The following is a 24,130-nucleotide window of genomic DNA, read 5'->3' as shown; positions in this document are numbered from 1 at the left end:
ATCATGTCCAGCACCGCCCCGACTTTCTCCGAGCACCTCTTTTCCTATGGCACGCTGCAACTCGAACCGGTGCAGCTCGCCACCTTCGGCCGCAGGCTCGACGGTCGCGAGGATGCGATGCCCGGTTACGCGATGACGATGCTGAAGATCGACGATCCGGAGGTGGTCGCGACGAGCGGGAAGACGCATCATCCGGTGGTGGCTTATACCGGCCGACCGGGCGACCGCGTCACGGGCACCGTGTTCGCGATCACGCGCGAGGAACTGCAGCACGCGGACGACTACGAAGTCGACGCGTATCGCCGCGATCGCGTGGTGCTGGAATCGGGCGTCAGCGCGTGGGTGTATGTGGATGCGGGTTCGCCGCGCCCGGAGTGAATCCGGGGTACGGGAACGATCGACGTCGACGCGTGTTTCTCGCTACCCGTTGCGCAGGAACACGACATAACCGCGGAACCACGGGTTTGCCGCGAGGTAGGGCGGCGCGTCCCATTCGCCGCCCTGGATGATGCCGATGCGAAACGGCAACTGCAGCCGCGCGACGCGCGGCAGGTAGTCCGCATAGTCGGGGATCGTGCGGCGGCCCTGGTAGGTCTGCACGACGACTTCGTCGACGATCCCCCTGAGCTGGTTGACCTGGTCGGTATCGATGCGGCTGCTCCAGTCGAGCAGCCCCGTGATGCTCAGCCGGCAATCGGCGGGCAGCGTCTCGCGCAGCGTCCGCAGGAATTCGAGGTAGTCCTGCAGGTGGCGCGTGCGTGCATCGAAGTCGATCTGGATACCGGTGATGGTGCGACCCGACGCGCGCCAGCGTTCGAGTTGCGCGAGCATGATCTGCGTGACGCGCGGCGTCCAGCGCAGCGTATGCGCACGATAGACGAGCCACACGCGCGCATGCGGCGCGGGTGGCAGCGCGACGCCCTGCGCGATCACGCGTACTTGCGACTCGTCGCGCGGGGAGGCCTCGATCTGCCCTTGCAGCACGTAGACGGCGCGGGCGCCGCGCACGACCGCCTGCGGCTTCACGCCCGCCCACAGCCAGAACGTGTCGTACTGCGCGGCATCGACGGTGCCGGCCAGCGCGACGCGTCCGGCCAGCAGCAGCGCCATACACGTGATAAACGCGACATACGCGACATACGCGACACGCTTCACGCGGCGCTTACCAGTAGTAGCGGAGTTTCTGCGCCCACAGGCTGCCCGCGTAGCTGGCCTTCAGCGTATCGAACCAGCGCTTGCGCACGTTCTTCGGCACGTCCTTGCCGCCGCATTCGTTGGAGCCTGCCGGCGCATAGCACCTGATCGCGCGGTAGTACGCATATGCGCGGTCGGTCGGGTTCGCCTGCGCATCGGCCATCACCGTCACGTAGCTCGACATCCGCTCGTACGGCTTGCCAGCGAACTGCGACGGCGCCGCGCCGAGCGTCGGCGGCACGCGCGCGGCGTTCGCCGACGACGCGTTGCGCATCCACGGAGGCACCGCATCGCCTTCGAGGTTGGCCGTGAGCGGGTTGACGCGCACGAACTCGGCGAGGCAGTTCAACCCTTTCGCGTCGGCCGGATTCTGCTGGAGCGTCGCCGCGATGTCGCGCGCGGACGGGCACGTGTAGCCGTCTTCGGTTTTCGCACCGGGCGCGACGAACGGCTTCAACGGATCGGCAGGCGTGCCGGACACCAGCGCGGCATCGGCGATGAACTCGGCGTAGTGCGAACGCGTGAGCTCCTTGTACAGCAGCGTGTAAAGCGCGGTGTCGCGCAGCGCGCTGCCGGCCGCGGGGTTTTGTGCCTGCGCGCGCAGCAGGTCCGCATTGGCGGCGCGCCGCAGCAGCACGGCGCGGATCGCGGCGTTCTGCACGGGCGAATCGTCGGCGAACGCATCGTTGACGAGCCCGGCCTGTTCCAGGTTGATCGCGAGCGCGAGTTCCAGCGCCTCGCGCTGGAAGCGGAATTTCGCGAGCGGGATCAGGTCGCGCCACAGTTGGCGCGCCTTGTCGGCCTGGCCGCTATCCTCCAGCGCGAACCCGCGCAGCGCCTGCTGGCTCAGGCCGAAGTAGTCGAGCGGCTCGGCGGGCGCTTGCGGCAGCAACGCAAGCGCGGCGTCCGGCTTGTGGCCGATCTGGACATACCAGGTCGCGAGCAGGTAGTCGTAGAGCGCGGGCGCGTTCGCGAAGCGCGGCTTCTGCGCCTGCAGTTCGTCCAGCGTCAGCGGCTTGCTGCGGCTCGAATCGCTGTTGTCCGACGTACGCATGCGCAGCAGGTCGACGGTCGCGAGCACGGTCGGCGACTGGATCTGGCGCGCGTCGAATTCCGAGCCGAACAGCAGCTTGCTGTCGAGTTCGTTCGCCAGCTGGATCAGCGGCACGTTCGACGTCGCCGGCGACCAGCGCGCGAGCGCGTGGCCGTAGAGGTCGGCCTGCTGCGTGACGTTGCCGCCGAGCCATGCGACCCGCCGCAACAGCCCGTTCGCGGAGGTCGCGTAGCGTCCCTGCGGATAGACCTTCAGGTAGGTGCGAAACACCGTATTCGCGGCGTCGAGCGACACCTTCGACACGCGGCCGAGCGACGGCGTCGGGTTGTCGTTGTCGAACACGTTGGCCTGCGCGGCGTTCAGCTGCGCGCGCCCGGCCATGTAGAGCCCGGTTTCCTTCAGCCACGGGTTCGCGCTGTGCGACGCGTTCGCGAAGGCCCGGGTCGCGGTGAGGAAATCGGCGCGGTAGAACGCGTTCGTGCCGTCGAGGTACGCGGCGAACTGCTGGCCGAGCGGCGACTTGACCGGCGGTTTCGTCCACGCGGCGCTCGCGCCGCCGGCGGCGCAGGTCTTCTGCGCGATGTCGGCGCGGGCCGCGCGCAGGCGTGCGGCTTCGTCGGCGGGGAGGCCGCCGGCACCGCCCAGTGCGTCGTTGAACGCGTCGGCGCCCGAGTTCATGCTGCGGCAGATGCTGCCTTCGCCGTCGGCGTAGCGGTTCGACGACGCGTCGCTATCCGCCGCGTTGTCGGTCTTGGCGGTCGCGTCAGGCTCCTTCTGCCCGATGTAGATCCACCCGGAGAAGTCCATCGGAAACGGCACGATGATCTGGTTGATCCGGTCTTTCGCGGGGATCGTCTTCGGGTCCGGAAACGCCTGCGCGACCTTGGCGCTGTCGACCATCATCAGCATCGCGTTGATGCGCGTGTCGTTCGCGGGGCTCAGCATCGGCAGGTTGGCGCACGAGTAGGCGGTCTGCCGGAGCGTGGTGGGCGCGTAGCAGCCATCGTCGCCGCTGGCATGGGCAGCCGGAATCCAGAACAGTCCGGCCGCCAGCGCGGCGAACAGGTGTCGGTGCAGAAATGGGTTTCTGGGCATTTTTTTCTTGTGCCGGGTGTGGGGCCGCAGCGGCCGGGTCTCTCAGGTGAGGCGTTTCGCCCCGGCGCGTATCGTACCGCACCCGCGGCCCCGGCCGCGAGCGCGCGCAGGCGGGCCGGCGAAATGGAAGTCCACTCAGTGTGGACGCATCGCCACCTTGAATCCGGACCGCCTGAATTAAGATGCAGCCGGCAGCGACGGACCTTCGACGATAGACGTCTGTCGTCGTCCTCGTTGCCCGACGGGGGCGGTCTGCCGAGGGCGGTGTTCGCATCGGTCCGCACGACGGAGCCGATCATGACGGGGGGCGAACGGACGGCGGCTTTCGTGCCTGTTCAATAGCATTGCTTATCAATATGCCGATCGGTGCGGTACAGCGTGTCGGCGAACGGCAGACGAGAGTACGCCGGAAAGAGAAAAAGAGGATTCCGATGAAACCCATTGCATGGATGGTCATGGCAGCCGCGCTCGCGCTGTCCGCATGCGGCGGTGACGACGTTGCCACGAACGGCGGCGCATCGTTGTCGTCGCCGAACAATCCCGGTTCACCGTCCGGTTCGACCTCGCCCGGCGGCGGCTCGAACGGCGGCTCGAATGGCGGGCCGACGGGCGGCGGGACCACGCAGCCGCAGGCCGGCTGGTCGAAGGCCGCCGCGGTGGACGGCAAGGGGCCGGAAGGCGAGCCGAGCGTGACCATCGACGCGAGCGGCAACGCGCTCGCCACCTGGATGACCAACGGCACGGCCGGCACGACCGGCAACGAGATGTGGGGCGCACGCTATGTGCCGGGCTCGGGTTGGGGAAGCGCGACGCGGCTCGACACGAGCGACGGTTCGCATGCGATGAATTCGCTGACTGGGGTGCAACCGCAACTGGTCGGCAACGCGAGCGGGCAGGCGGTCGCCTTCTGGACCGAGTGGACGCCGGGCCCCAACACGTACGCCCTGTGGGCACGCCCGTACACCCCGAATGGCGGTTGGGGCACACCGGTCGCACTGGTGCCGGACATGGCCGGTTCGTCCTATTCGGCCGGCATGGACAGCCAGGGCAACGCGCTCGTTACATGGACACAGTCGATCAGCCTGCTCGACACGCGCATCGCGTGGACGCGCTATACGCAGGCCGGACAGTGGTCGCCGACGGCGCTGGTCCAGATGCCGGTGCAGACCGGGCCGGGCGCGGTGACCGGCGATACGGACAACGTGAGGCCGATGCTGTCGGTCCTGTCGTCCGGCCGCGCGGTGCTTGCGTGGCGGCAGACCAACCATACGAAGTCGGCGTTGTGGACGGCCACCTACGACGCGACCAACGGCTGGACCAACGTCAACCAGGCCGTATCGAATACGAGCCTGTTCACGACGATCATCTCGCCGGTCGCCGGCATGGACGCGAAGGGCAACATCACGCTGCTCTGGGGGCAACTCGACGTGACGGGCGGGAAGATCTACACCGCCACGATGTCGCAGCGTTACGTCGCCGGAACCGGATGGCAGCCCTCGCAGCCCGTGGCGCCGGCGATCGCGGAGCCGACGGGTTTCATCGCGACGCCGATGCTGGCCGTCAACGAAAACGGCGTGGCCGCCGCGATGTGGGCGGAAGGGGGCGCGGTCCTGCAGGCGAGCGTGTCCGATGCCGGCGGAAACTGGGGGGCGTTGCAGCGGCTGACGGAACACCTGAACGGCTCGGCGCTCCAGTACCCGCCGCTGGTGATCGACGCGGCCGGCAACGTGACCGTCGCCTGGCAGGACACGGGCACACCGAACGCGTCGCTCCTCCTCGTGGCCGGCTATCGGAACGGGACGTGGAGCACGTCGACGCTGGATCCGCAGGACGGGTCATGGCCGGCGCTGGCCGTCAATGCCGCGGGGGCGCTGGCGCTCGTCTGGCAATCGTTCGTCGCGAACGTCGGCAGCCAGATCCAGTCCAGCTTTTTTACGCCGGGCTCGTAATCGTGCCCCACCGGGAATTCGAAGGAGAAACCATGAAGCAGATCCTGCAGTGCGCCGTCACCTTGCGGACGGCGCTGGGCGCGGCGGCCGTCGGCCTCGTGTTGTCCGCGTGCGGTTCGACGCAGATGAACATGGTCGACGTGCAGACGTCGACCGCGAAGACGCTCGGGCTCGCGTCGTCGGACGAGATCACGATCGCGAACGTGCAGTACGGGAAGAAGGACGGGCTCGGTGGCCAGAAGGTGAGTTACGACGCGACGACCGGCAAGGGGCGGCGTTTCGGCTGTACGGTGTTCATGATTCCGGGGCTCACGCCGATCGATCGGCCGACGTACAACAACTGGGAATGCCATCCGCAACGCTGATGGCCGCGGCAACGACGGCGCCCGTCGCGGGGCGCCCGTCGACCGCCTGGGTGGACGATGTGCCGCGCCGGCCTTGCGCCGGCGCAGTTGGGTCCGATAATCTGCGAACCGATCTATCCTCTCGTGTCGGCTCGATAAAAACACTGTCATGGATCAAACGGCATTCGTCCCCGTTTTCAAGTTTCGCACCATCGACTACCCCGAGCGGGACAGGTTCCACGTCTGGGTCAAGGACATGCTGTGCGACTGTCGCCTGGAAGACGACGGCGGCCACGGCGCGTTCGATGCGGAAGCGAGCGGCGCGGCGCTCGGCCCGCTGATCCTGTCGGGCCGCCACTGGCGATCTCGCGCGCCGGCCTACCGGGTGCATCGGACCACGCGGCGGATCCGCCTCGACGGACAGGATTCGATCCGCTTCACCCTGCTGCTCGGTGGCCGGATGGCCAGCCACACCGGCGGGCCCGAACTGGTCAAGGGCGCCGGCGACGTGTTCGTGTACGACGTCGCGCAGATCAACGACTGCAGGGTCGAGGCCGGCGACGTGATCAGCCTGGTCGTGCCCAGGTACCTGCTGCCGAGCCATGCGGCGCAGGCGCACGGGCAGACGCTGACGAGCGGCGTCGGGCGGCTGCTCGGCGACCACATGCTGTCGCTGTTCCGCAATCTGCCGAATCTGCGCACGCACGAGATCCCGAGCATCGTCCAGTCGATGCTGCTGCTGCTCGCCGCGGCGGTTGCCCCGACCGCGCAGGCGCTGCACGACGCACGCGGCCCGATCGACGGGGCGCTGGCCGAGCGGGTCCGCCGCTACATCGACGTGCATCTGCTGGAGCCCGACCTCGATCCCGACCGGATCTGCCGCGACATCGGCGTGTCGAGAGCGCGGCTCTACCAGCTGTTCAAGGAAGACGGCGGCGTGATGCGGCAGATCACGCGGCGGCGGCTGCGTCATGCGTACCACGTGCTCGGCGACCCGCAGCGCCGGCATCAGCGCATCGCGGAAATCGCGTGGGCGCACGGTTTTCCCGACGAGAAGTATTTCCACCGGCTGTTCAAGGCTGAGTTCGGCCATACGCCGAAGGAAACGCTCGAATGCGCGGCCGCGCCGATTCTGCTGCCGTGCGATGCGACCGGCGATCGCTGGGCGGATGGCGGCCGGCTGGCGGGATGGACGCTGCCGTTCGGCGTGCTCACCAACTGAGCGGGCCGCGTGTTCCGGCCGCCGCGCGGCGGCTCGTTTCGTGCGTCACGCGTACACGCTGCTGGCCGCGCCGCCTTCATCGACCTCGTCGATCGCGGCCCGCAAGTCGTCGATCGCCACCATCAGCTCGCGCACCTGCCGCAACGACGGGTACTGGTGCAGCACCGCATGCCATTGCGGCATCGTCAGCAGCGCGTGCCAGACGACGCCGAGGCCGTCAGGAACGGTGTGCGGCTGTTGCGCGAGTGCGCTCGCGTACTCGAGGCTGGCTTGCGCCGACAGCAACTGCATCCGGCTCGCGGCGCCCAGCAGGCGCGGCGTCGCGTCCGCGGACGCATCGCAGCAATAGAGCACTTCCCGTTGCAGTGCGGCGTCGTCGGTCGTCAGCGCCCGCAGCGACGCGCCGTGCACGCGCACCGTGCCCTGATGCGTCTCGAACGAATAGATCGTGTCCGGGTCGGCCTGCGCGAGCAGGGTCAGGCCGCGCAGCAGCCGCGGCAGATCGGTCGTCGCGGCATCCGCGGACGCTTTCGCTTCGACGAGGAAGCGCACGTTCCACGCGGGCGCCGGGTCATCGCCGCGAGGGCGTTCGAGCAGGATCGCGTCCCATTCGGTTTTCGCGCGGTCGTGCCGGCCCGGTATCGACGACGGCACGCGCATCGACGTCACCACCCGGTACGTGCGGCGTGCGTCGACGGCGTCGAGCCTGCGGGCCAGCGCGTCGAGCGCCTGCGCGGCCAGCGCTTCGACGGCTGCGCCGCGCTGCTGCGATGCGACGCCCTGTGCAACGGCGACCGAGCTGCCTTCGAGCGGGCCCTGGCGCACCCACAGCGCACGGTAGCGGCGCACGTGCTCGTCCGATGCCAGGGCGTCGACACGCAGCAGGCGTTCGAGCGCGGGGCTGTCTTTCAGCTTGACGATGTCCTGTTCGAAGGCCGGGTCGGTCTTCATGTCGGGCAGTGCGAGCAGGTGCCGCAGCGTGTCGTGCAGATCGGCCCACGACGCGCCGGTGGCGGCCGCATGCAGCCGCGCGAGCCCGTCGCGTTGCCACGGCCGGGCGCTGCGCTCGAGCTTGGCCGGGTGCGCGATCGCGTTGACGGCCGAGTGCAGCGCGCGACGGTCCTGCTCCGCGTGTGCCGACAACGACGCGTATTCGCGCACGCTCGGCGCATCGTGCCGCAGCACCGCGGCCTGAAACGCGGGATCGCCGGAATGCGTATCCATCGCATCGCGGATCATCTGTGCGAGGGCGTCGATGAAGCGCTGCCGCAGCGCTGCGTCGGGTGTGTGCCCGTCGCTTCGCATCCTGCGCGCTTCCTCGATCACGATCGCAAGCGTGGCGGCCGGGTTCGCGGCGTCGGCCGGCGACGACGCGCTGTCGAGCGGCGGCAGCCGGTAGCGGCGCACGACGGTGCGCAGGGTTTCGTCGAGCAGGGCGGGAAGCGGTGTCAGCGACATGTTCGATATCGGCGTGAAAGCGGTGCGCATGCCAAGGAGTAGGGCGCGGTGGGCGCGGGGATGTGCAACGTTATCACGGTGTGGCCGAAAGAGCGGATGGCAGGGCAGTCGCGCCGGCACAGAACGCGAGTGCTCGCGGTGTCAGTCCCGCGCGATGTCTTTCGTCAGCGTCTCGATCGTCAGGGTGTGGTCGCGCGGTGTGCCCACACCCGCGTCGAACGGGTAGCTCGTCCGTTCCCCGGTTCGCGTATAGCCGCGGCGCAAGTAGAAGTCGATCAGTTCGCTGCGTGCCGACAAGACGACCATGACGGCCTTTCCGATCTGCCAGCGCCGGCAGGCGAATTGTTCGGCTTCGTTCAGCAACGCCTTGCCGAGCCCGCGATCCTGTACCGACGGCGAAACTGCGAGCGTGCCGATATAGGCGACGTTTCCGTCTTTCCTGACTTCGATGCAGCCGGCAATCTGCTCGTCCACGTCGGCGATCAGCAGTACGGAATTCGGGGCGTGCAGCGTATCGACGAGCTGTGACGACACAATTCGCGGACCGTCGACGAGCGCCGCTTCGTGCGTCCATCCGGCTGCAGTCGCTGTCGGGCGGTATGCTGAATTGATCAGTTGAACGAGTGCGTCGACATCGTGCACGTTCGCCGTCCGGTAGCGAGCGGTGCCTGTGATCGGGCCCGTCGTTTCACCCATCGGAGTCACTCCGTGTGAGTTGCTGCGGTTTGTCATGGACGTCACGTCGTCCAGGGATGGTTGAACGGCCGGACGGCGGCGATTGGCGACCGGGGCCGGCCCGGTCAGCCGGGCCCGCGCGCCGCGTGCATCAGGCCGTCAACGTCACCGACAAACTGCCGAGCTCGCCGAAGCGAACCGTCAGCGCATCGCCGAGCGGCACGTCGATCGCGCCCGCATACGATCCGGTCGTCACGATCTGCCCGGCGCGCACCGGGTCGCCGCGCGATGCGAGGAAGTTGACGAGCCACACCAGCGGCTTCAGCGGATCGCCGTCCGGATGGCGGCCGTCGATCGTGCGGTTCAGCGCGCCTTCGAACGACAGCGCCAGCGTCTCGAGCGGCACGTTCAGCCCGTCGGGCACGACCGGGCCGACGCACAGCCCCTGGTTGAATTGCCCGTCGGCCAGCAGTTCGAACTTCGACGCGCGCGTGGGCTCCGCATAGCGGCAGCCGAGCACCTCGATCACGATGCGCACCTCGCGGATCGCGTCGCGCACGTCCTGTTCGTCGTAAGGCTGTTCGCGCGCGGGCAGGTCGCGATCGAGCACGAACGCGATTTCCGGTTCGATCCGCACGATCGGGCCGCCGACGACGCGGTACGGCGCATCGGCCTCGCGGATCGTCGACGCGAAGATCGGTGCGAGGATCACGCGGTCGGGCGGCGGCAGCGCGCATTTCCATCCGCCGACGGATTCGCCGAGCAGGTCGGCCACGCGCTGCTGGATCGCGAGCGCGGTGTCGATGTCGTCGGGGCGCAGTGCATCGGGCAGCAGCGGGCCGGGCGAGCCGGCATGGCGGGCGGCGACGAGATGCTGGGCGGCGCCGTCCACGCGTTCGGTAGTCGTTGTCATGTCGGTTGAGCGAGTTGAAAGTGGGCCGGCAAATAAGGGCCGGACGAAAGTCGCACATCCGATGATAGCGCCTTCGGCATGGTGACCGCTCGATTCCGGTGCGCACGGGCGGCGCGCGGCCGCCGCGGGCCCGGCGGATTCCGTCGTGCGCCGGCGGGTCCGACAAGCACGCGTATCGCGCGCCGCATACGCGAAGACGCACAAGGGTGCGGGCTCCGGCGCGCGTGCCGCGCCCTGCGTCGGCCGGTCGCAGCCGGCATGGTCGCTCGCTTGATCGCCGTCAACATTCGAACCCGCCGTCCGCCGATGATGGTGACAGGGCCGCGCGCACCCAGCCGCGCGGCAATTCACCCCAGCGAGGTTTGCATGTACAAGAAGATCATGGTGGCCGTCGACGGCAGCGCTTCGTCGAAACTGGCGCTTGCCGAGGCCGTAAAGGTCGCGCTGGCAGGCGACGCGCAAGTCAGTGCCGTGTATGTGGTCGACAAGTCGGTGCTGTTCACTTACGCGGGCCGTTTCGATCCGCACGCGCTCGTCGAGGAAATGCGCGACGACGGACGCAAGGTGCTGCGCGAAGCCGAACAGGTCATCGCGCTCGCCGGTGCGAAAGGCGAAGCCGAACTCGTCGAGACGGAGAGCATCGGCGAGGACATCTCGGAACGCCTGCAGCGCTACGTGAAGGAAGGCGGGATCGATCTCGCGGTGGTCGGCACGCACGGGCGGCGCGGCATCCGGCGCGTGCTGCTCGGCAGTGTCGCCGAGCGCTTCGTGCGCGGCTCGAAGTGCCCGGTGCTGCTGATTCGCGGCGACGATGCCGACGTAGCGGCTGCGGCCGCGTAACCCGGAGGGGGCGCAATGATACGCCGCCAATCCAGAATCGTCGTCGCGGCGATCGCCGTGTTCGTCTCGCTCGCGGGGATGATGGCCGTCGTGACGGGGCTATTGTTCGACAACGCGATGGCGCTGCGCGGCGGCGCGATCGCGCTGGTCGTCGGCGTGGCCGGCTTCGTCGTGATGCTCAATCCGGGCGCGAAAGGCGAGGAGTGACGACGCGTTACGCGGCGTCGCTCCTTGAAATCACGGCGCGCGGCGCGTGTCGTTACGTACCGCTCGTACCGCTTGTACCGGGCGACGCCGCGCCGTCCGGGCTCGCCTCCACGTTCAACCGCTTCAGTGTTTCTTCCAGGTCCGCGTTGTCCGGCTGAATCTTCCGCGCCTGCGCGAACGCTTCGCGCGCGTCATTCGCGCGGCCCAGCTTCCACAGTACTTCACCCTTGTGCGTCAGCCCGGTCGCATGGGCTTCGCGCACGTCCTTGTCCGCGTCGCCGTCCTTCGCGAGGATCGCGATCGACCGGTCGAACCACGTCAGCGCTTCGTCGTCGCGACCGAGACGATGGAGCGCCCAGCCCTTGCTGTCGAGCGCATACGGGTCATCGGGTGACTGCGCGAGGCGCGCATCGATCATCGCCATCGCACGATCAATCTTCAGGCCGGCGTTGACGAGGTCGTAGCCGATGCCGTTCAACAGGTCGCCCGAGAAATTGCCTGCGTCGAGCGCGGTGTCGATGCGGCCTTCGTCCCGCTCGGCAATCGCCAGCGCGATCATCTTGGCCGCGATCTGTTCCCGGAGTGCCCGGCCGAGGTGCCGGCCGTCGGCGACCAGGCTGCCGAGATACTGCGTGTAGAGATCGGGCGTGCCCGGATCGCCGGCATGGTTGGCGATGTCCGTGCCGGGCCCCGCACACCAGTCGGTGTCCGCCGGCGCGCGCAATACCGTGCGACGCAACCTGAGCTTGCGGTCCACGTTCGACTGCACGAAGACGGTGTAGCCGTTGGCATCGATGCGCCCGCAGACGAGGTATTCCCCCGTCACGTCGAGTACGTACGGGTAGCGGCCGTAGGGCCGCCCGGTATCTTCGTTGATCACCTGAAACGTCCCGCCGCTGTCGCCTTCGCCCACGACAGGCTGAAGCGCCCATTGGCTCTCGGGGTACCGCGCGGGCAGGCGGATCCGCACGGTGCGTCCGGCGGCATCGGTCGTGCCGAACACGACGCTGTCGCCGCCTGCCTGATGGGGCGGCAGCCCCTCGATTGTGTGTCCGGGCAGCAGCAACCGGTACCGCGCATTCGGCAGCGGCCGGTGCGTGACGGGGTCGCGCAGCACGAACCGATGCACAAAAGGCCCGTTGCCGAACGACGCTGTCGGCGGGACATAGGTGCGCGCGTGGGCAGCGGGCAGCACGGCGCAGCTCAAGGCCGCGGCAGCGAGCGCGGCGAGAAGTCGGAATGTCATGAAATTGGTGTGCTTGTCGGTATGGATCTTGTTGTTCGACGGCCTGAAATCGACATGCGTTGACGCTGTTGCGAAACCGTCGGCGGCCTGCGGCGGATCGTAGGGGCGCTCGGCGCCATTCAGTGCGGAACCCGCGCGCCGCAGCGTCATGCAAGGACGCGGCGGACGAATGACGCGCGAATGCAGTGCGCAGCATAGCAGGCGTGTACCAAGCGCTCGTTTCCCGTTTGGTTTCGGTGTCGCACGTGGATCGACGATATCGCGACTCGTATCGGGGCGTGGCATGTCGACCCGCACGACAATCGATTCCACAGCGATGAAACGGGTGAAACGACCGCAATTCGATCGATCCTCGCATCCTTTCGCGCTACGCGTCACCGCTGCGAACTTTCCGGCGCGCCCCGGCGCCTGCCGTCCCCGGAACGCCGTGCACGACGTATCCGGCCACGCGCGCTTCTGTCAAACTGGCGCCCATGAAACCGCGCTTCGCCTCACCGCCTTCCTCCGATTCCGCGCCTGCGCCCGCAGGTTATCCCGACGCTGACGAACTGGCCGCGCTGCGCGCATGGTACGCGGGCATGACCGTGCGCCAGGCCGTCGAACGCTACCTGCCCGATCGTCTCGGCGAAGGGCGCTCGGCGCGCGGCGTGATCGGCGGGGTTCGCCGCCGCCTCGTGCGCGTCGCACGGCAGGCCGGTCGGCCCGATCTCGCGGAGCGTCTCGGTCATCCCGACGGTGAGCGTATTCGGGAGGCGAAGGCGGCTGCCGAAGCGATCGGCCTGCTGCGTCATGCGCGCGCGCCGGTCCCGCAGATCAGCGACGACGTCGGCCTGTGGCTGCCCGCGCGTGCGGTCACCGCGCTGCGGGCGCACGGGATCGCGACGCTCGCCGATCTCACGGTGCGGATTCCGCGCCGGCGCCAGTGGTGGCGTGCGATCGCGGGCCTCGGCGTGGCCGGTGCGCGGCACATCGAGGCGTTTTTCGCCGCGCATCCGGACCTGACCGAACGGGCGCGCGCGCTGATCGCGGCGACGCCGCGCGGCAGCATCGTGCCGTGGGAGCAGTTGAAGCTGCCGCACGAGGTCGACGGCTCGGCCGGCACGTTCCGCGCGCCGCGCGCGACCAGCACGCTCGATGCGGACAACGATTACGCGGCCGTGCACGCGTGGCTGTCGCTGCACGAATCGGCCGCGACGCGGCGTGCGTACCGGAAGGAGGCGGAGCGGCTGATCCTGTGGGCGATCGTCGAGCGCGGCCGCGCGCTGTCGTCGCTGACGACCGAGGACGCGGTCGCGTATCGCGCATTCGTGCGGCGCCCGAGCCCGCACGAACGCTGGGTCGGGCCCGTGCGGCCGCGCGGCGCGCCCGACTGGCGGCCGTTCTCGGGCGCGCTGTCCGCGCGTTCGGCGGCGTACACGCTGTCGGTGCTCGGCGCGTTGTTCCGCTGGCTGATCGAGCAGCGCTACCTGCTGGCGAATCCGTTCGCGGGCGTCAAGGTGCGCGACACGCGCGGCGCGAACGCACTCGACACGTCGCACGCGTTCACCGAAGGCGAATGGCTGCTCGTGCGCACGATCGCCGACGGGCTCGAGTTCCGCACCGGCACGGCGGCCGGTGCGCCGCAGTCGGGCTGGACGCCGGCCGCCGCGCAACGGCTGCGCTTCATCCTCGATTTCGGTTATGCGACCGGGCTGCGCGCGAGCGAGCTGGTCGGCGCGACGCTCGGCGGCATCGAGACGGATGCGCACGGCGACGCGTGGCTGAAGGTGGTCGGCAAGGGCGGCAAGGCCGCGCGTGTCGCGCTGCCGCCGCTCGCGCGCACGGCGCTCGACCGTTACCTGGTCGCACGCCGGCTGCCGGTCACGCCGGTGCGCTGGCGGCCCGATACGCCGCTGATCGCGAGCCTCGCGGAAGACGGCGCGGCCGCGATCACGAGCGTGCGGCTGTGGAAGGTGATGCAGCGTTTCTTCACGCAGACGGCCGATCAGGTCGAGGCCGACAATCCCGCGCTCGCGCAGAAGCTGCGGCAGGCGAGCCCGCACTGGATGCGTCATACGCATGCGACGCATGCGTTGGCGCGCGGCGCGGAGCTGACGACCGTGCGCGACAACCTGCGGCATGCGTCGATCTCGACGACGTCGATCTACCTGCACGGCGACGACGTGAAGCGGGCGCGGCAGATGTCGAGCGCGTTTGCGGCAGACAAGTAACGGCGTCGCGACGATCCGGCACGGGCCGCGTGCGTGTCATGCCGGTTGCCGGCTCGCGTCGGGCAGCGCAAGGTGCTGCGCCGCACGCGCCACGACCGCATGACGATCGGGCCGCACGCGCTCGAACAGCGCGGACACCGACGCGAGGATGTCCGGCGCGGCCCGCTCGGGACGTCCGCAGTCGAACGGCGGCTCGGGCGCATATTCGATGCCGAGCTGCACCGCTTGCGCATAGGCCGGGCCGGCCAGGTCGGCCATCACAGAAAGCGCCATGTCGATGCCGGCGGTGACGCCGCCGCCCGTGACGACCGGGCCGTCGCGCACCACGCGGCCTTCGTCGACGATCGCGCCGAACGGCGGCAGCAGGTCGCGCCACGCCCAGTGGCAGGCGGCCCGCCTGCCTTGCAGCAACCCGGCCGCGCCGAGCACCAGCGACCCGCTGCACACGGAGGTAACATAGCGGGCGCCGAGCGCGAGCCGGCGCACCTCGCGGACGAATGCAGCGTCGGCGATCGCGTCGATCACGCCGAGCCCGCCCGGCACGCAGACGAGATCGGCGTGCGCGATGTCGGCGAGCCGCTCGACCTCGGCAACGGTCAGGCCGCTGTCCGCGCGAATCGATCCGCCGCGCACCGAGGCCCGCCGGATCCGCGCGCCCGGCAGACGCCAGAACACTTCGTCCGGCCCGGTGAAATCGAGCTGCGTGACATGATCGAACAATGCGAATACGACGACGAACGGCGTGGTGGCCATCACGATCTCCCAAGGTATGAGCGGCGTGTAGCATCGCGCCGCGTGCTGTCCGTCGCAATGTCATTTCTCCCGCACTTTCTGCCATGACCCATCGCGTCGCCATGCTCGTGTATCCCGGTTTCCAGGTGCTGGATGCCGCCGGGCCCGTTTCCGCGTTCGAGATGGCCGACTACGCGCGCGCGCCGTATTACGCGGTTCGCATCGTCGCGGCGCAGCCGGGGCTGGTGCGCAGTTCGTCGGGCGTGAGCTGGCACGCCGAGCCGTTGCCGGATGCGGCGGACCTCGATACGTTGCTGGTCGCGGGCGGCGACGGCGTCGATGCCGCGATGGCCGACGCGGCGACGTGCGCGTTCGTCCGGCGCTGCGCGGCGCGCGGCATCCGGGTGGCGAGTGTCTGTTCGGGCAGCCTGCTGCTGGCCGCCGCCGGTGTGCTGGACGGCCGGCTGGCGACCACGCACTGGGGCTGCGGCGAGCGGTTTGCGCGGGCGTTTCCGCGGGTGCGGCTCGCGCTCGATCGCATCTACGTGAACGACGGGCCGTTCTGGACGAGCGCCGGCATCACGGCCGGCATCGACCTGACGCTCGCGTTGATCGGCGAGGATCGCGGCGAGCGGCTGGCGCGCGCCGTCGCGAAACGTCTGGTCGTGTACTACCGGCGCCCCGGCGGACAGTCGCAGTTCTCGGCGCTGATCGAACTCGACAGCGCGCAAGGGCGCTTCAAGCCGTTGCTCGACCACATTCGCCGCAATCTCGGCGCACGCTTGCGCGTGAGCGACCTGGCCGAGCAGGCGTGCATGAGCCCGCGTCAGTTCGCGCGGGCGTTCCAGACGGAAACCGGCCTCACGCCGGCCAAGGCCGTCGAGAAACTGCGCGTGGAAGCCGCTCGCGCCGCGCTCGAAAGTGGGGCGGTGTCGCTGCAGCGCGTGGCGAACGAGTGCGGTTTCGGCGATACCGAAAACATGCGGCGCAGCTTTCATCGCTGGCTGGGCGTCGCGCCGTCGGCATTGCGTTCGTAGGCGGGCGTTGTCGCATTGTTACGTCGTCGATCGCGGTCGTCTCGCTCGGCCGCGCGCCGTCATGTGACTGTCACGGCATGACACGGCACGCAGCGTGTTGCGGGCCGGGAATGCCTGCACGTGCCTGAATGCACCCGAATGCGCGTTCCGCCGACGAACGGATGACGCACCGCAGCGCATCCGCCGATCAGGCGGAACGGTCGGGCACACGCTGCGGTCATACACCTTTTGCAAGGAGCAGGGATGGCATCGAGCCAGCGCACAGTCGATTTCATCGTCGAGCAGATGGCGGCGGCCGGCACGGTATCGGCGCGCAAGATGTTCGGCGAATACGGTATCTATTGCGACGGCAAGATGGCGGCGCTCGTCTGCGACGATCGGCTGTTCGTCAAGCCGACGCCCGAAGGCCGTGCGTTTCTCGGCACGTGCGAGGAAGGTTCGCCGTATCCGGGCGCGAAGCCGCACCTCGTCATCTCGGGCGAGCGCTGGGACGATCGCGAATGGCTGTCGGCGCTGATCCGGATCACCGCCGCGCAGTTGCCGGTGCCGGTGAAGCGGCGTCGATAGCGGCCTCTTCGCATGCAATGTTGCGCTGCGGCCAGGCGTATTCTGTGACACATGCGCGCGACCATCGCGCGCCAGGCGGGAGCACAAGAATGAAGACATCCGGACATCCGCGCGGCACGTGGCTGGCTCGCCGCGCCCGGTACGCGCTCGTCGCGGCCCTGTGCATGGGCTGGAGCGCGCTGTCGTTCGGCGCGGACGATGCGGCGGCGCTGCTCGACCGTTACCGCAGCCTCGGCGCGCAACTGAAGGACAACGCGTTTCACCGGCCGCTGGTGCTCGAATCGGCGGAAGCGTCATCGTCGCTGAAGGGCGACATCTACGCGGTGGTCGACTATCCGTTCGCGGTCGTGAGCGGCCAGCTCGACGATCCCGCGCAGGGCCCCGCGAACTGGTGCGCGGTGCTGATCCTGCACCTGAACACGAAGTACTGTCATGCATCGGGCGGCGGCAACGGCCCGGTGCTCGACGTGAACCTCGGCCGCAAGATCCAGCAGAAGCTGTCCGACACCTATCGCGTGCAGTTCCGCTATCGCGTGGCGGCCGCATCGCCCGACTATTTCCAGGTCGACCTGACCGCCGACAGCGGCCCGATGGGCACGAAGGATTACCGGATCGCGCTGGAGGCCGTGCCGGTCGGCGCGTCGCGCACGTTCCTGCATCTCACGTATTCGTATGGTTTCGGCACGGTCGGCCGCATGGCGATGAAGACCTACCTCGCGACCGTCGGCAGCGACAAGGTCGGCTTCACGAACGTCGGCGGATCGGCCGCGCAGCCGCAGTACGTCGGCGGCGTGCGCGGGCTGCTGGAGCGCAACACGATGCGCTACTACCTCGCGATCGATGCGTATCTCGCGACGCTCGACAAGCCGCTCGACCAGCGCCTCGCGCGCTGGTTCGACGCAACCGAGCAGTATCCGCAGCAACTGCACGAGGTCGAGCGCGGCGCGTATCTGCAGATGAAAGCGCAGGAGGTGCAGCGGCAGCAGGCGGCGCGATGACGGCGTGGCTCGCGGTCGCGCCGCCGCGCGTCAGTTCGACGCGCCGCCGACCGTGCGGATGCTGTGCCACTGCCCCTGTTCGACGCGGAACAGCGTGTACGGCGGCTTGATCAGGTCGCCGCGCTCGTCGAACGAGATCTTTCCGGTCACGCCGGTGACCGACACGCCGGGCAGGCTCGCGACGATCTTGCCGCGATCGAGCGAATCGGCCTTGCGTACCGCCGCGATCATCGCGAGCGCCGCGTCGTACGAGAACGGCGCATAGAGCTCGACATCCTGGTTGAAGCGTGCCTTGTAGCGCTGCGCGAACGCGACGGCGGACGGCAGCTTGTCGAGCGCCGGCCCCGGTTCGAGATCCTGCGTGCCTTCGCCCGAGGTGCCGGCGATCTTCAGGAATGCATTGCTTTTCAATGCGCCGGCGCCGAACAGCTGCGCGCGGATGCCGAGCGAGCGCATCTGCTTGACGAGCATCGCGCCCTGTTCGTCGAGGCCGCCGAAGAACAGCAGGTCGACGTTGTTGCTCTTCATCGTCGTCAGGATCGCGCGGAAATCGACGGCCTTGTCGTTCGTATATTCGCGCGACACGATGCTGCCGTGCGCATCCTTCACGCCCTTCTCGAACGCGTCGGCGAGACCCTGGCCGAACGCGGTGCGATCGTCGATGATGCCGATCCGTTTCGCCTTCAGCTGCTCGACCGCGAAACGGCCGGCCACCACGCCGCCGACGCCGTCGTGCCCCATCGTGCGGAACACGTTCTTGAAGCCTTGCATCGTCAGTTGCGGATTGGTCGAGCCGGGCGTGATCATCGCGACGTTCGCCTGCTTGTAGACGGCCGACGCGGGAATGCTGCAGCCCGAGTTGTAGTGGCCGATCACGCCGACCACGCCGTCGTCGACGAGCTTCTGCGCGACCTGGATCGCGATGCGCGGATCGGCCTGGTCGTCCTGCACGTCGAGCACGAAGCGCACGGGTTTGCCGCCCACGGTCGGATGTTTCGCGTTCTCTTCGTCGAGCGCGAGTTGCGCGCCGTATTGCAGATCCTTGCCGACGCGCGCGACGGGCCCCGTCAGCGGGCCGGCGAAGCCGATCTTGACGGTTTCCGGGTCCGCGGCCTGCGCGGATGCGCCGACCGTGCCGATCGAACAGACGGCCAGCCAAACCAGCCAGTTACGACGATTCATGATGGATGCCTCCTTGCAGTGGTGAAAGTCGCGGCGCGCGTCAGAATCGCGCGGCCCGGTACGGTGCGAGGTCCAGCGGCGGTGCGCGCTGGGCGACGAGGTCGGCGACGATTTGCCCGGTGATGCCGGCGAGCGTCACGCCGAGATGCTGATGGCCGAATGCGTGGATCACGCGCGCGCTGCGCCGCGCGCGGCCGATCACGGGCACGCCGTCCGGCAGCGTCGGCCGGAAGCCGAGCCAGCTGCGCGTCGGTGCGCCGAGCGACGGCACGGCTTCGCGCGCGGAACGCGTGAGCAGCGCGACGAGCGACGGATTCATCGGCGCGTCGAAGCCGCCGAGTTCGACGGTGCCGGCCGCGCGCAGCCCTTCGTCGAGCGGCGTCATGTAGAAGCCGCGCTCGGCCCAGCCGACCGGCCGCGAGACGATCGGCTCGTGCGCGCCGAATTGCACGTGATAACCGCGCTCGGTATCGAGCGGCACCGTGTCGCCGCACGCGGCCGCGAGTGCGCGCGAGCGGGCGCCGGCGGCAATGACGACATGATCGAACGCGCGCATGGCGCCGCCCGCATGCACGTTCACGCTGTCGCCGGCGGGCTCGATCCGTTCGACGCGCGCGCGTTCGAGCGCGACGCCGCCGGTGGCGAGGTGCGCGAACAGGGCGCCGAGAAATCCGCACGGATCGGAGAAGTGCCAGCTTCCGACGAACAGCACGCCGCGCGTGAAGATCGGCGCGAGTGCGGGCTCGAGCCGGCGGATCGCGCTCGCGTCGAGCGTCTCGAACGGCACGCCGAGCCGGCGCCGCAGCGCGAGCGACGGCTGCGCGGCGTCGAACGACGCCTGCCGCGCATACAGGTACAGGCATTCGCGCGGCCGCACGAACGCGGCGAGCCGCGACGGTGCAAGCAGCGGCGCATAACCGTCGGCGGCGCGCGACAGCAGCGCGGCCAGCGCGGTTGCGCTGCGTGCGTGGCGCGCGGGCGTCGATGCGAGCAGGAACCGCGCGAGCCACGGCGCACCATGCAGCAGGTACGGCCAGCGGATGCGCAGCGGGCTGTCGGCGGCGAACAGGAAGTGCGGCATGTCGCGGAACACCGACGGGCCGTTCACCGGCACGCAGCCGTAAGGCGCGAACGTCGCGGCATTGCCGAACGACGCGCCCTGGCCGATGCCGGCCGGGTCGAACAGCGTCACGCGATGCCCGTCGCGCTGCAGCCATGCCGCCGCGCCGAGCCCGATGAAGCCTGCACCCACGATGGCGACATTCGCCATGACGCGTTCCCTCCGGTCCACATGATTCACACAAAGTTGCGATCAAGAATCACACAGTAATTTTTTGTGTGCAATCAAAATGAGATTGTGTGGCGCTAGTGTTTACCCGATTCCAACTGACTGATTCGACAGACTTTTCAACTGACGTTTGACGGGAAGGGGATGTCGGATACAATCGCTGGGCAGGTCAAAATGGCAGACAAACGCTTTTTGTGTGGTCACGGGCGATAAATGGCATCAGACAAACTTTCCGGCGAGCGCGACGGCGGCGCGCCGGCGCAGGCGAAGCGGCCGACCTACGTCGAGGTATCGAGCTCGATCGAGGAGGAAATCCGCAGCGGCATGTATCCGCCGGGCAGCCGCCTGCCGCCGCAGCGCCAGCTCGCGACCGAGCTCGGCATCAACGTGTCGACCGTGTCCCGGGCGTACAAGGAATTGCAGCTGCGCGGCCTCGTGATCGGCAGCAAACGGCGCGGCTCGCTCGTCACCGGCGGCGCGATGCCGAGCATCGAGCCGACCCGCGCGTCGCTCGCGGCGGGCAACGGCGTGATCGACCTGACGGTGAACCGCCCGGCCACCGGCGAGTTTCTCGCGAGCCTCGCGCAGACGTTCGGCACGCTGCCGAACGACCCGCGTTTCGCCGCCCTCCAGGAATACCAGCCGCCGCAGGGCCCCGACTGGGCGCGTGCCGCCGGCGCGCAGTGGCTCGCCGCGCCGGGCTTCGCGCCGTCGCGCGACCAGGTGGTCGTCACGAGCGGCGCGCAGCACGGGCTGTACGCGGTGCTGAACAGCCTGATCGGCACCGACGGCGTGATCGTGGCCGACCGCCTCACGTATTACGGGCTCAAGGCGCTCGCGCCGGTATTCCAGTTCGAGATCGTCAGCGCGCCGGCCGACGACGACGGCCTGCTGCCCGACGAGATCGAGCGGATCTGCCAGCGCATGCCGGTCAAGGCGATCTTCGTCGTGCCGAACCTGCAGAACCCGACCGTGACGACGATGAGCCTCGCGCGCCGGATGGCGCTCGTCGACATCGCGCGCCGCCATCACGTGACGATCATCGAGGACGACGTATACGGCCCGCTCGTGCGCGACCGGCTGCCGGCGATCGCGGGGCTGTGCCCCGAGCTGACGTTTCATATCGGCGCGACGTCGAAGATCCTCGCGCCGGGGCTGCGCCTCGGCTATCTGAGCTGCCCGCGCGACAGCGTCGCACTGTGCGCGGAGGCGGTGCGCACGACCGCGTGGATGCCGGCCCCCACGTCGATGCTGATCGCGACCGTGTGGATCGAGGACGGCACCGCCGAGCGGATCATGGGCGCGCAACTCGTGGAGATCCGCGCGCGCGTCGATCTGGCGCGGGAGCTGCTGCCGGCCGGGCAGCTGAAATCCGATCCGGCGTGCATGTTCGTGTGGTTGCGCCTGCCACCGCCGTGGCGTGCCGACGACTTCGCCGCGAACGCGAAGGCGCGCGGCGTGATCGTGATGCCGTCGTCGACGTTCGCGGTCGATCGCGCGGACATCGAGCACGGCGTGCGCATCAACCTCGCGTGCCCGGCCTCGCGCGACGAACTCGTCAACGGGCTGCGGATTCTCGCCGGCACGCTGAAGGACCGGCCGCGCGCGCTGTTCGGTTCGATCTGACGGCGTCCGCTCAATCGAGCAACCCCGCGACGACGTCGACGATCCGCTGCAGCAGCGCTTCGTCGTAAGGCAGCCACGGCACCGCGCTCAGCGGCGACGGCGGCGGCTCGATCGCGGCATCGACGGGCTCGCCGTCGCGCATCACACGCCCGGTCGCGCAATGCACCGACCACGCGCCGACGCGCACGTGCCGTTCATCGATCGTCATCTTCCCTTGCGCCACCGGCCCGGCGAACACGAGCGACAGCACGTGCCGGCGATGCCGCGCCATCGTGCCCAGCGGCACGTCCGACAACCGGTTCAGGCGCTGCCAGCGTTGTGCTTCGCGCTCGCGCTGGCGTACCGGGTCGGCCGTGAGCGCGGCCGTCGCCGCGCGGGTTGCGTCGTCGTCGAGCGCGAACGCGGCGACGCTGACGAGCAGATCGACCGCGCGCGCCACTTCCGAGAACACCACACGATCGATTTCGCCGATCGGCAGCGGTATCCAGTGCCGGTCGTGCCGGCGTTCGAAGTGCAGCCGGCGCGACGTGCCGTGGCTTTCCGAGCCCGGATAGAGCCGCGCATCGACGAAGAAGGTCGCGCGCACGTCGCCGAATTCGCGGACGAGCCCGTCGTCGTACGCGCGGATCGACCAGCCTTCGCGACGCGCGACGCCGATCAACTGCCGGCTCGACAGCACGTGGCCTTCGAACATCGCGGAATCGCTCGCGGACGCGTCGCCGTCGGCCGGTACGTAGTATTCGCGGAAGGCCTGCCTGACTGGCTGCCGCAGCGTGCGGCCGACGATCGCGCGTTGCCACGCGAGCCGCTCGTCCGCATCGGCCAGCAGCGGGTGCCATAACCGGATGTCGCTGTCACCGGCGATGTCGATCGCGTGCCCGGCCGCGTCGCGCAGCACGACCTTGCCCTTTGCGATCTCGGGCATGAACGACTGCGTCGACCCATCGCGGCCGCGCGCGTGCCAGATCGTGCGCGCCGCGAACGCGGCGCCGGCCGGCGCATCGACGAGGCGTTCGCGCCATTCGGCGTGGCCGAGCGTCATCGACTGCCAGAAGCCGGCTTCCATGCAGGTCGCGAGCATCGCGAGCTGTTTCTTGTCGGGCTTTGCGTCGAGCGTCATGCGCAGCGCGGTGTGCGGCCGCTCGCCGAGCGCGCGTTCGGCCGGTTTCAGGTTGCGTGCCAGCTTCTTCTGCACGCCGGCGTGACGCACGATGGCGAGTGCATCGCGCAGCGCGCGCACGCCCTCGGGGGTCGGGATCGTCTCGACCGCGTGGCCGAGCGCGATCGCGAGCGACTGGGACGGCGCGGTCTTCGCGGCCGTCGGCGCGACGCATACGCCGGTCAGCAGCGGCCCGATCAACGGGCGCAGCCACGCTTCGTCGCGATAGGCGGCCACGCGGGCGGCCCGGGCGACGACCTGCGCGTCGTCGGTCGTGAATGCACGATCGGCCTCGTATGGGACGGCGCCCGCATGGAGCGCCGCCAGTCGTTGCGCGGCTTCCGTCAGCGCATCGCGCGCGAACGCGACATACGCGGCGTCTTCCGCGAGCGTGACGGCCGGATCGCTCAAGTCGAGCCACAACCGCCTCGGCGCGAAATAACCGTTGTTCGTCGCGGCCAGCGCGAGCAGCCCGGCCAGCCCGAGTTCGGGCAGCACGTCGAGTTCGCGCACGCGAAACGGCGAATCCGCCAGCGCCTGCGCATACGCGTCGCGTCGCGCCGAGAAGTCGCGGCGGCCGGCGAACCGGTCGAGCGTATACACGCCATACGTGCTGGACGCGGTGCGCTCGTCGCCTTCCTCCGGCTCGCCCGCGATGCGCGCGAGTTCGGCCTGCAGCGCGGGCGACGGCAGCGCGTCGAGGCAGGGCAATTCCTCCAGTGCGCGTTTCCAGCCGCCGGCCGGGATGTCGCGGAACAGTTCGAGCGCGGCATCGGCGTCGACGAGCGGCACGAGTCCGAGCGCATCGATCTGCCGGTGCAGCCAGCGAGCGAAATCGGCGCGCGGATCCTCGAATGCCTGGTCGTGCACCATGATCTCGTACTCGACACGGCGCAGGGCCGGCCAGACCGCGCCGAGCGCGTGCGCGTCGAGTGTCGACAGGTCGATCGGCGCGCCGGTGAAGCGCTGATGGTCGGCGCGGCTGGTCAGCCGCGCGACGAGCTGGTCGACGAGGGCGCGATCAGTCATCCGTGGGCCTCGGTGCCGGCCGCGTCGTTCCTGCGCCATTTCTGTACGTTTCGGGCGTCACGGATCACGCCGCCGAGGTCGGATGCCTGTTCGATCGTGTACTGC

General features: G+C 69.1%; 21 protein-coding genes. 11 read left to right on the top strand and 10 right to left on the bottom strand.

The window, feature by feature from the left end; translation table 11 throughout:
• Positions 1-3: 3 nt before the first annotated feature.
• On the top strand, positions 4-378 hold the full coding sequence (locus PQB87_RS38280) for a gamma-glutamylcyclotransferase family protein (protein WP_059687470.1): 375 nt from the start codon (positions 4-6) through the stop codon (positions 376-378).
• A 42-nt stretch (positions 379-420) separates the two neighbouring features.
• Here the strand turns inward: PQB87_RS38280 and PQB87_RS38275 are convergent, their stop codons facing one another.
• Together PQB87_RS38275 and PQB87_RS38270 are read right to left on the bottom strand one after the other, a co-directional pair.
• Positions 421-1,110: a DUF3142 domain-containing protein gene (locus PQB87_RS38275; protein ID WP_048028434.1), complete on the bottom strand. Its 690-nt coding sequence runs from the start codon at positions 1,108-1,110 to the stop codon at positions 421-423.
• 52 nt (positions 1,111-1,162) lie between these two features.
• Positions 1,163-3,343 carry a PA5441 family protein gene (locus PQB87_RS38270; protein ID WP_489244548.1) on the bottom strand — a complete coding sequence of 727 codons (2,181 nt, stop codon included), beginning with the start codon at positions 3,341-3,343 and terminating at the stop codon, positions 1,163-1,165.
• A gap of 431 nt (positions 3,344-3,774) precedes the next feature.
• Between PQB87_RS38270 and PQB87_RS38265 the strand changes: the two genes are divergently transcribed.
• The 3 genes from PQB87_RS38265 to PQB87_RS38255 all read left to right on the top strand — a co-directional run bounded on the left by PQB87_RS38265 (position 3,775) and on the right by PQB87_RS38255 (position 6,858).
• Positions 3,775-5,292, top strand: coding sequence for a hypothetical protein (locus tag PQB87_RS38265; RefSeq protein WP_489244546.1), 1,518 nt, complete (start codon positions 3,775-3,777; stop codon positions 5,290-5,292).
• A gap of 32 nt (positions 5,293-5,324) precedes the next feature.
• Positions 5,325-5,657 carry a hypothetical protein gene (locus PQB87_RS38260; protein WP_431209088.1) on the top strand — a complete coding sequence of 111 codons (333 nt, stop codon included), beginning with the start codon at positions 5,325-5,327 and terminating at the stop codon, positions 5,655-5,657.
• Positions 5,658-5,805: 148 nt separating this feature from the next.
• Entirely contained in the window at positions 5,806-6,858 is a 1,053-nt protein-coding gene (locus tag PQB87_RS38255) for an AraC family transcriptional regulator (protein ID WP_059687466.1), read from the top strand.
• A 45-nt stretch (positions 6,859-6,903) separates the two neighbouring features.
• Here the strand turns inward: PQB87_RS38255 and PQB87_RS38250 are convergent, their stop codons facing one another.
• The 3 genes from PQB87_RS38250 to PQB87_RS38240 form a co-directional block, all read right to left on the bottom strand.
• Positions 6,904-8,316, bottom strand: a complete 1,413-nt coding sequence (locus PQB87_RS38250; RefSeq protein ID WP_321941092.1) for a 3-deoxy-D-arabino-heptulosonate 7-phosphate synthase — start codon at positions 8,314-8,316, stop codon at positions 6,904-6,906.
• A gap of 141 nt (positions 8,317-8,457) precedes the next feature.
• On the bottom strand, positions 8,458-9,048 hold the full coding sequence (locus tag PQB87_RS38245; RefSeq protein ID WP_489244544.1) for a GNAT family N-acetyltransferase: 591 nt from the start codon (positions 9,046-9,048) through the stop codon (positions 8,458-8,460).
• A 94-nt stretch (positions 9,049-9,142) separates the two neighbouring features.
• On the bottom strand, positions 9,143-9,904 hold the full coding sequence (locus PQB87_RS38240) for a 2-keto-4-pentenoate hydratase (RefSeq protein ID WP_489244543.1): 762 nt from the start codon (positions 9,902-9,904) through the stop codon (positions 9,143-9,145).
• 366 nt (positions 9,905-10,270) lie between these two features.
• On the opposite strand from PQB87_RS38240, the gene PQB87_RS38235 reads away from it, so the two are divergent.
• Positions 10,271-10,744, top strand: a complete 474-nt coding sequence (locus tag PQB87_RS38235; protein ID WP_027792431.1) for a universal stress protein — start codon at positions 10,271-10,273, stop codon at positions 10,742-10,744.
• A 15-nt stretch (positions 10,745-10,759) separates the two neighbouring features.
• Positions 10,760-10,951, top strand: coding sequence for a DUF2964 family protein (locus PQB87_RS38230; protein WP_059524694.1), 192 nt, complete (start codon positions 10,760-10,762; stop codon positions 10,949-10,951).
• 52 nt (positions 10,952-11,003) lie between these two features.
• On the opposite strand, the gene PQB87_RS38225 is transcribed toward PQB87_RS38230, so the two are convergent.
• A complete protein-coding gene (locus tag PQB87_RS38225) occupies positions 11,004-12,197 on the bottom strand; it encodes a tetratricopeptide repeat protein (protein WP_489244541.1) in 1,194 nt (397 codons plus the stop codon).
• Positions 12,198-12,670: 473 nt separating this feature from the next.
• Between PQB87_RS38225 and PQB87_RS38220 the strand changes: the two genes are divergently transcribed.
• Positions 12,671-14,407 (top strand): site-specific integrase, encoded by a 1,737-nt coding sequence (locus tag PQB87_RS38220; protein WP_489244539.1) that lies wholly within the window; start codon positions 12,671-12,673, stop codon positions 14,405-14,407.
• A 36-nt stretch (positions 14,408-14,443) separates the two neighbouring features.
• Here PQB87_RS38220 and PQB87_RS38215 read toward each other — a convergent pair whose 3' ends face one another.
• The gene (locus tag PQB87_RS38215; RefSeq protein ID WP_222153834.1) at positions 14,444-15,160 is read right to left on the bottom strand and encodes a DJ-1/PfpI family protein; all 717 of its coding nucleotides are present in this window, start codon (positions 15,158-15,160) and stop codon (positions 14,444-14,446) included.
• A gap of 83 nt (positions 15,161-15,243) precedes the next feature.
• On the opposite strand from PQB87_RS38215, the gene PQB87_RS38210 reads away from it, so the two are divergent.
• The 3 genes from PQB87_RS38210 to PQB87_RS38200 all read left to right on the top strand — a co-directional run bounded on the left by PQB87_RS38210 (position 15,244) and on the right by PQB87_RS38200 (position 17,741).
• Positions 15,244-16,176, top strand: a complete 933-nt coding sequence (locus tag PQB87_RS38210) for a GlxA family transcriptional regulator (RefSeq protein WP_489244538.1) — start codon at positions 15,244-15,246, stop codon at positions 16,174-16,176.
• 243 nt (positions 16,177-16,419) lie between these two features.
• The gene (locus PQB87_RS38205) at positions 16,420-16,743 is read left to right on the top strand and encodes a TfoX/Sxy family protein (protein WP_059687460.1); all 324 of its coding nucleotides are present in this window, start codon (positions 16,420-16,422) and stop codon (positions 16,741-16,743) included.
• An 89-nt stretch (positions 16,744-16,832) separates the two neighbouring features.
• Complete coding sequence (locus PQB87_RS38200) at positions 16,833-17,741, top strand: hypothetical protein (RefSeq protein ID WP_111941871.1); 909 nt, start codon at positions 16,833-16,835, stop codon at positions 17,739-17,741.
• 30 nt (positions 17,742-17,771) lie between these two features.
• Here the strand turns inward: PQB87_RS38200 and PQB87_RS38195 are convergent, their stop codons facing one another.
• The gene (locus PQB87_RS38195) at positions 17,772-18,923 is read right to left on the bottom strand and encodes a branched-chain amino acid ABC transporter substrate-binding protein (protein ID WP_021157897.1); all 1,152 of its coding nucleotides are present in this window, start codon (positions 18,921-18,923) and stop codon (positions 17,772-17,774) included.
• A 40-nt stretch (positions 18,924-18,963) separates the two neighbouring features.
• Positions 18,964-20,193, bottom strand: coding sequence for an NAD(P)/FAD-dependent oxidoreductase (locus tag PQB87_RS38190; RefSeq protein ID WP_489244535.1), 1,230 nt, complete (start codon positions 20,191-20,193; stop codon positions 18,964-18,966).
• A 231-nt stretch (positions 20,194-20,424) separates the two neighbouring features.
• On the opposite strand from PQB87_RS38190, the gene PQB87_RS38185 reads away from it, so the two are divergent.
• Entirely contained in the window at positions 20,425-21,837 is a 1,413-nt protein-coding gene (locus tag PQB87_RS38185) for an aminotransferase-like domain-containing protein (protein ID WP_301862133.1), read from the top strand.
• Positions 21,838-21,847: 10 nt separating this feature from the next.
• Here PQB87_RS38185 and PQB87_RS38180 read toward each other — a convergent pair whose 3' ends face one another.
• Positions 21,848-24,025 carry a DUF4132 domain-containing protein gene (locus PQB87_RS38180; protein ID WP_301862136.1) on the bottom strand — a complete coding sequence of 726 codons (2,178 nt, stop codon included), beginning with the start codon at positions 24,023-24,025 and terminating at the stop codon, positions 21,848-21,850.
• Between the last annotated feature and the right edge of the window lie 105 nt (positions 24,026-24,130).

This window comes from Burkholderia sp. KL41, from assembly GCF_057005415.2.
This window is presented reverse-complemented; position numbering and strand designations above follow the sequence as displayed.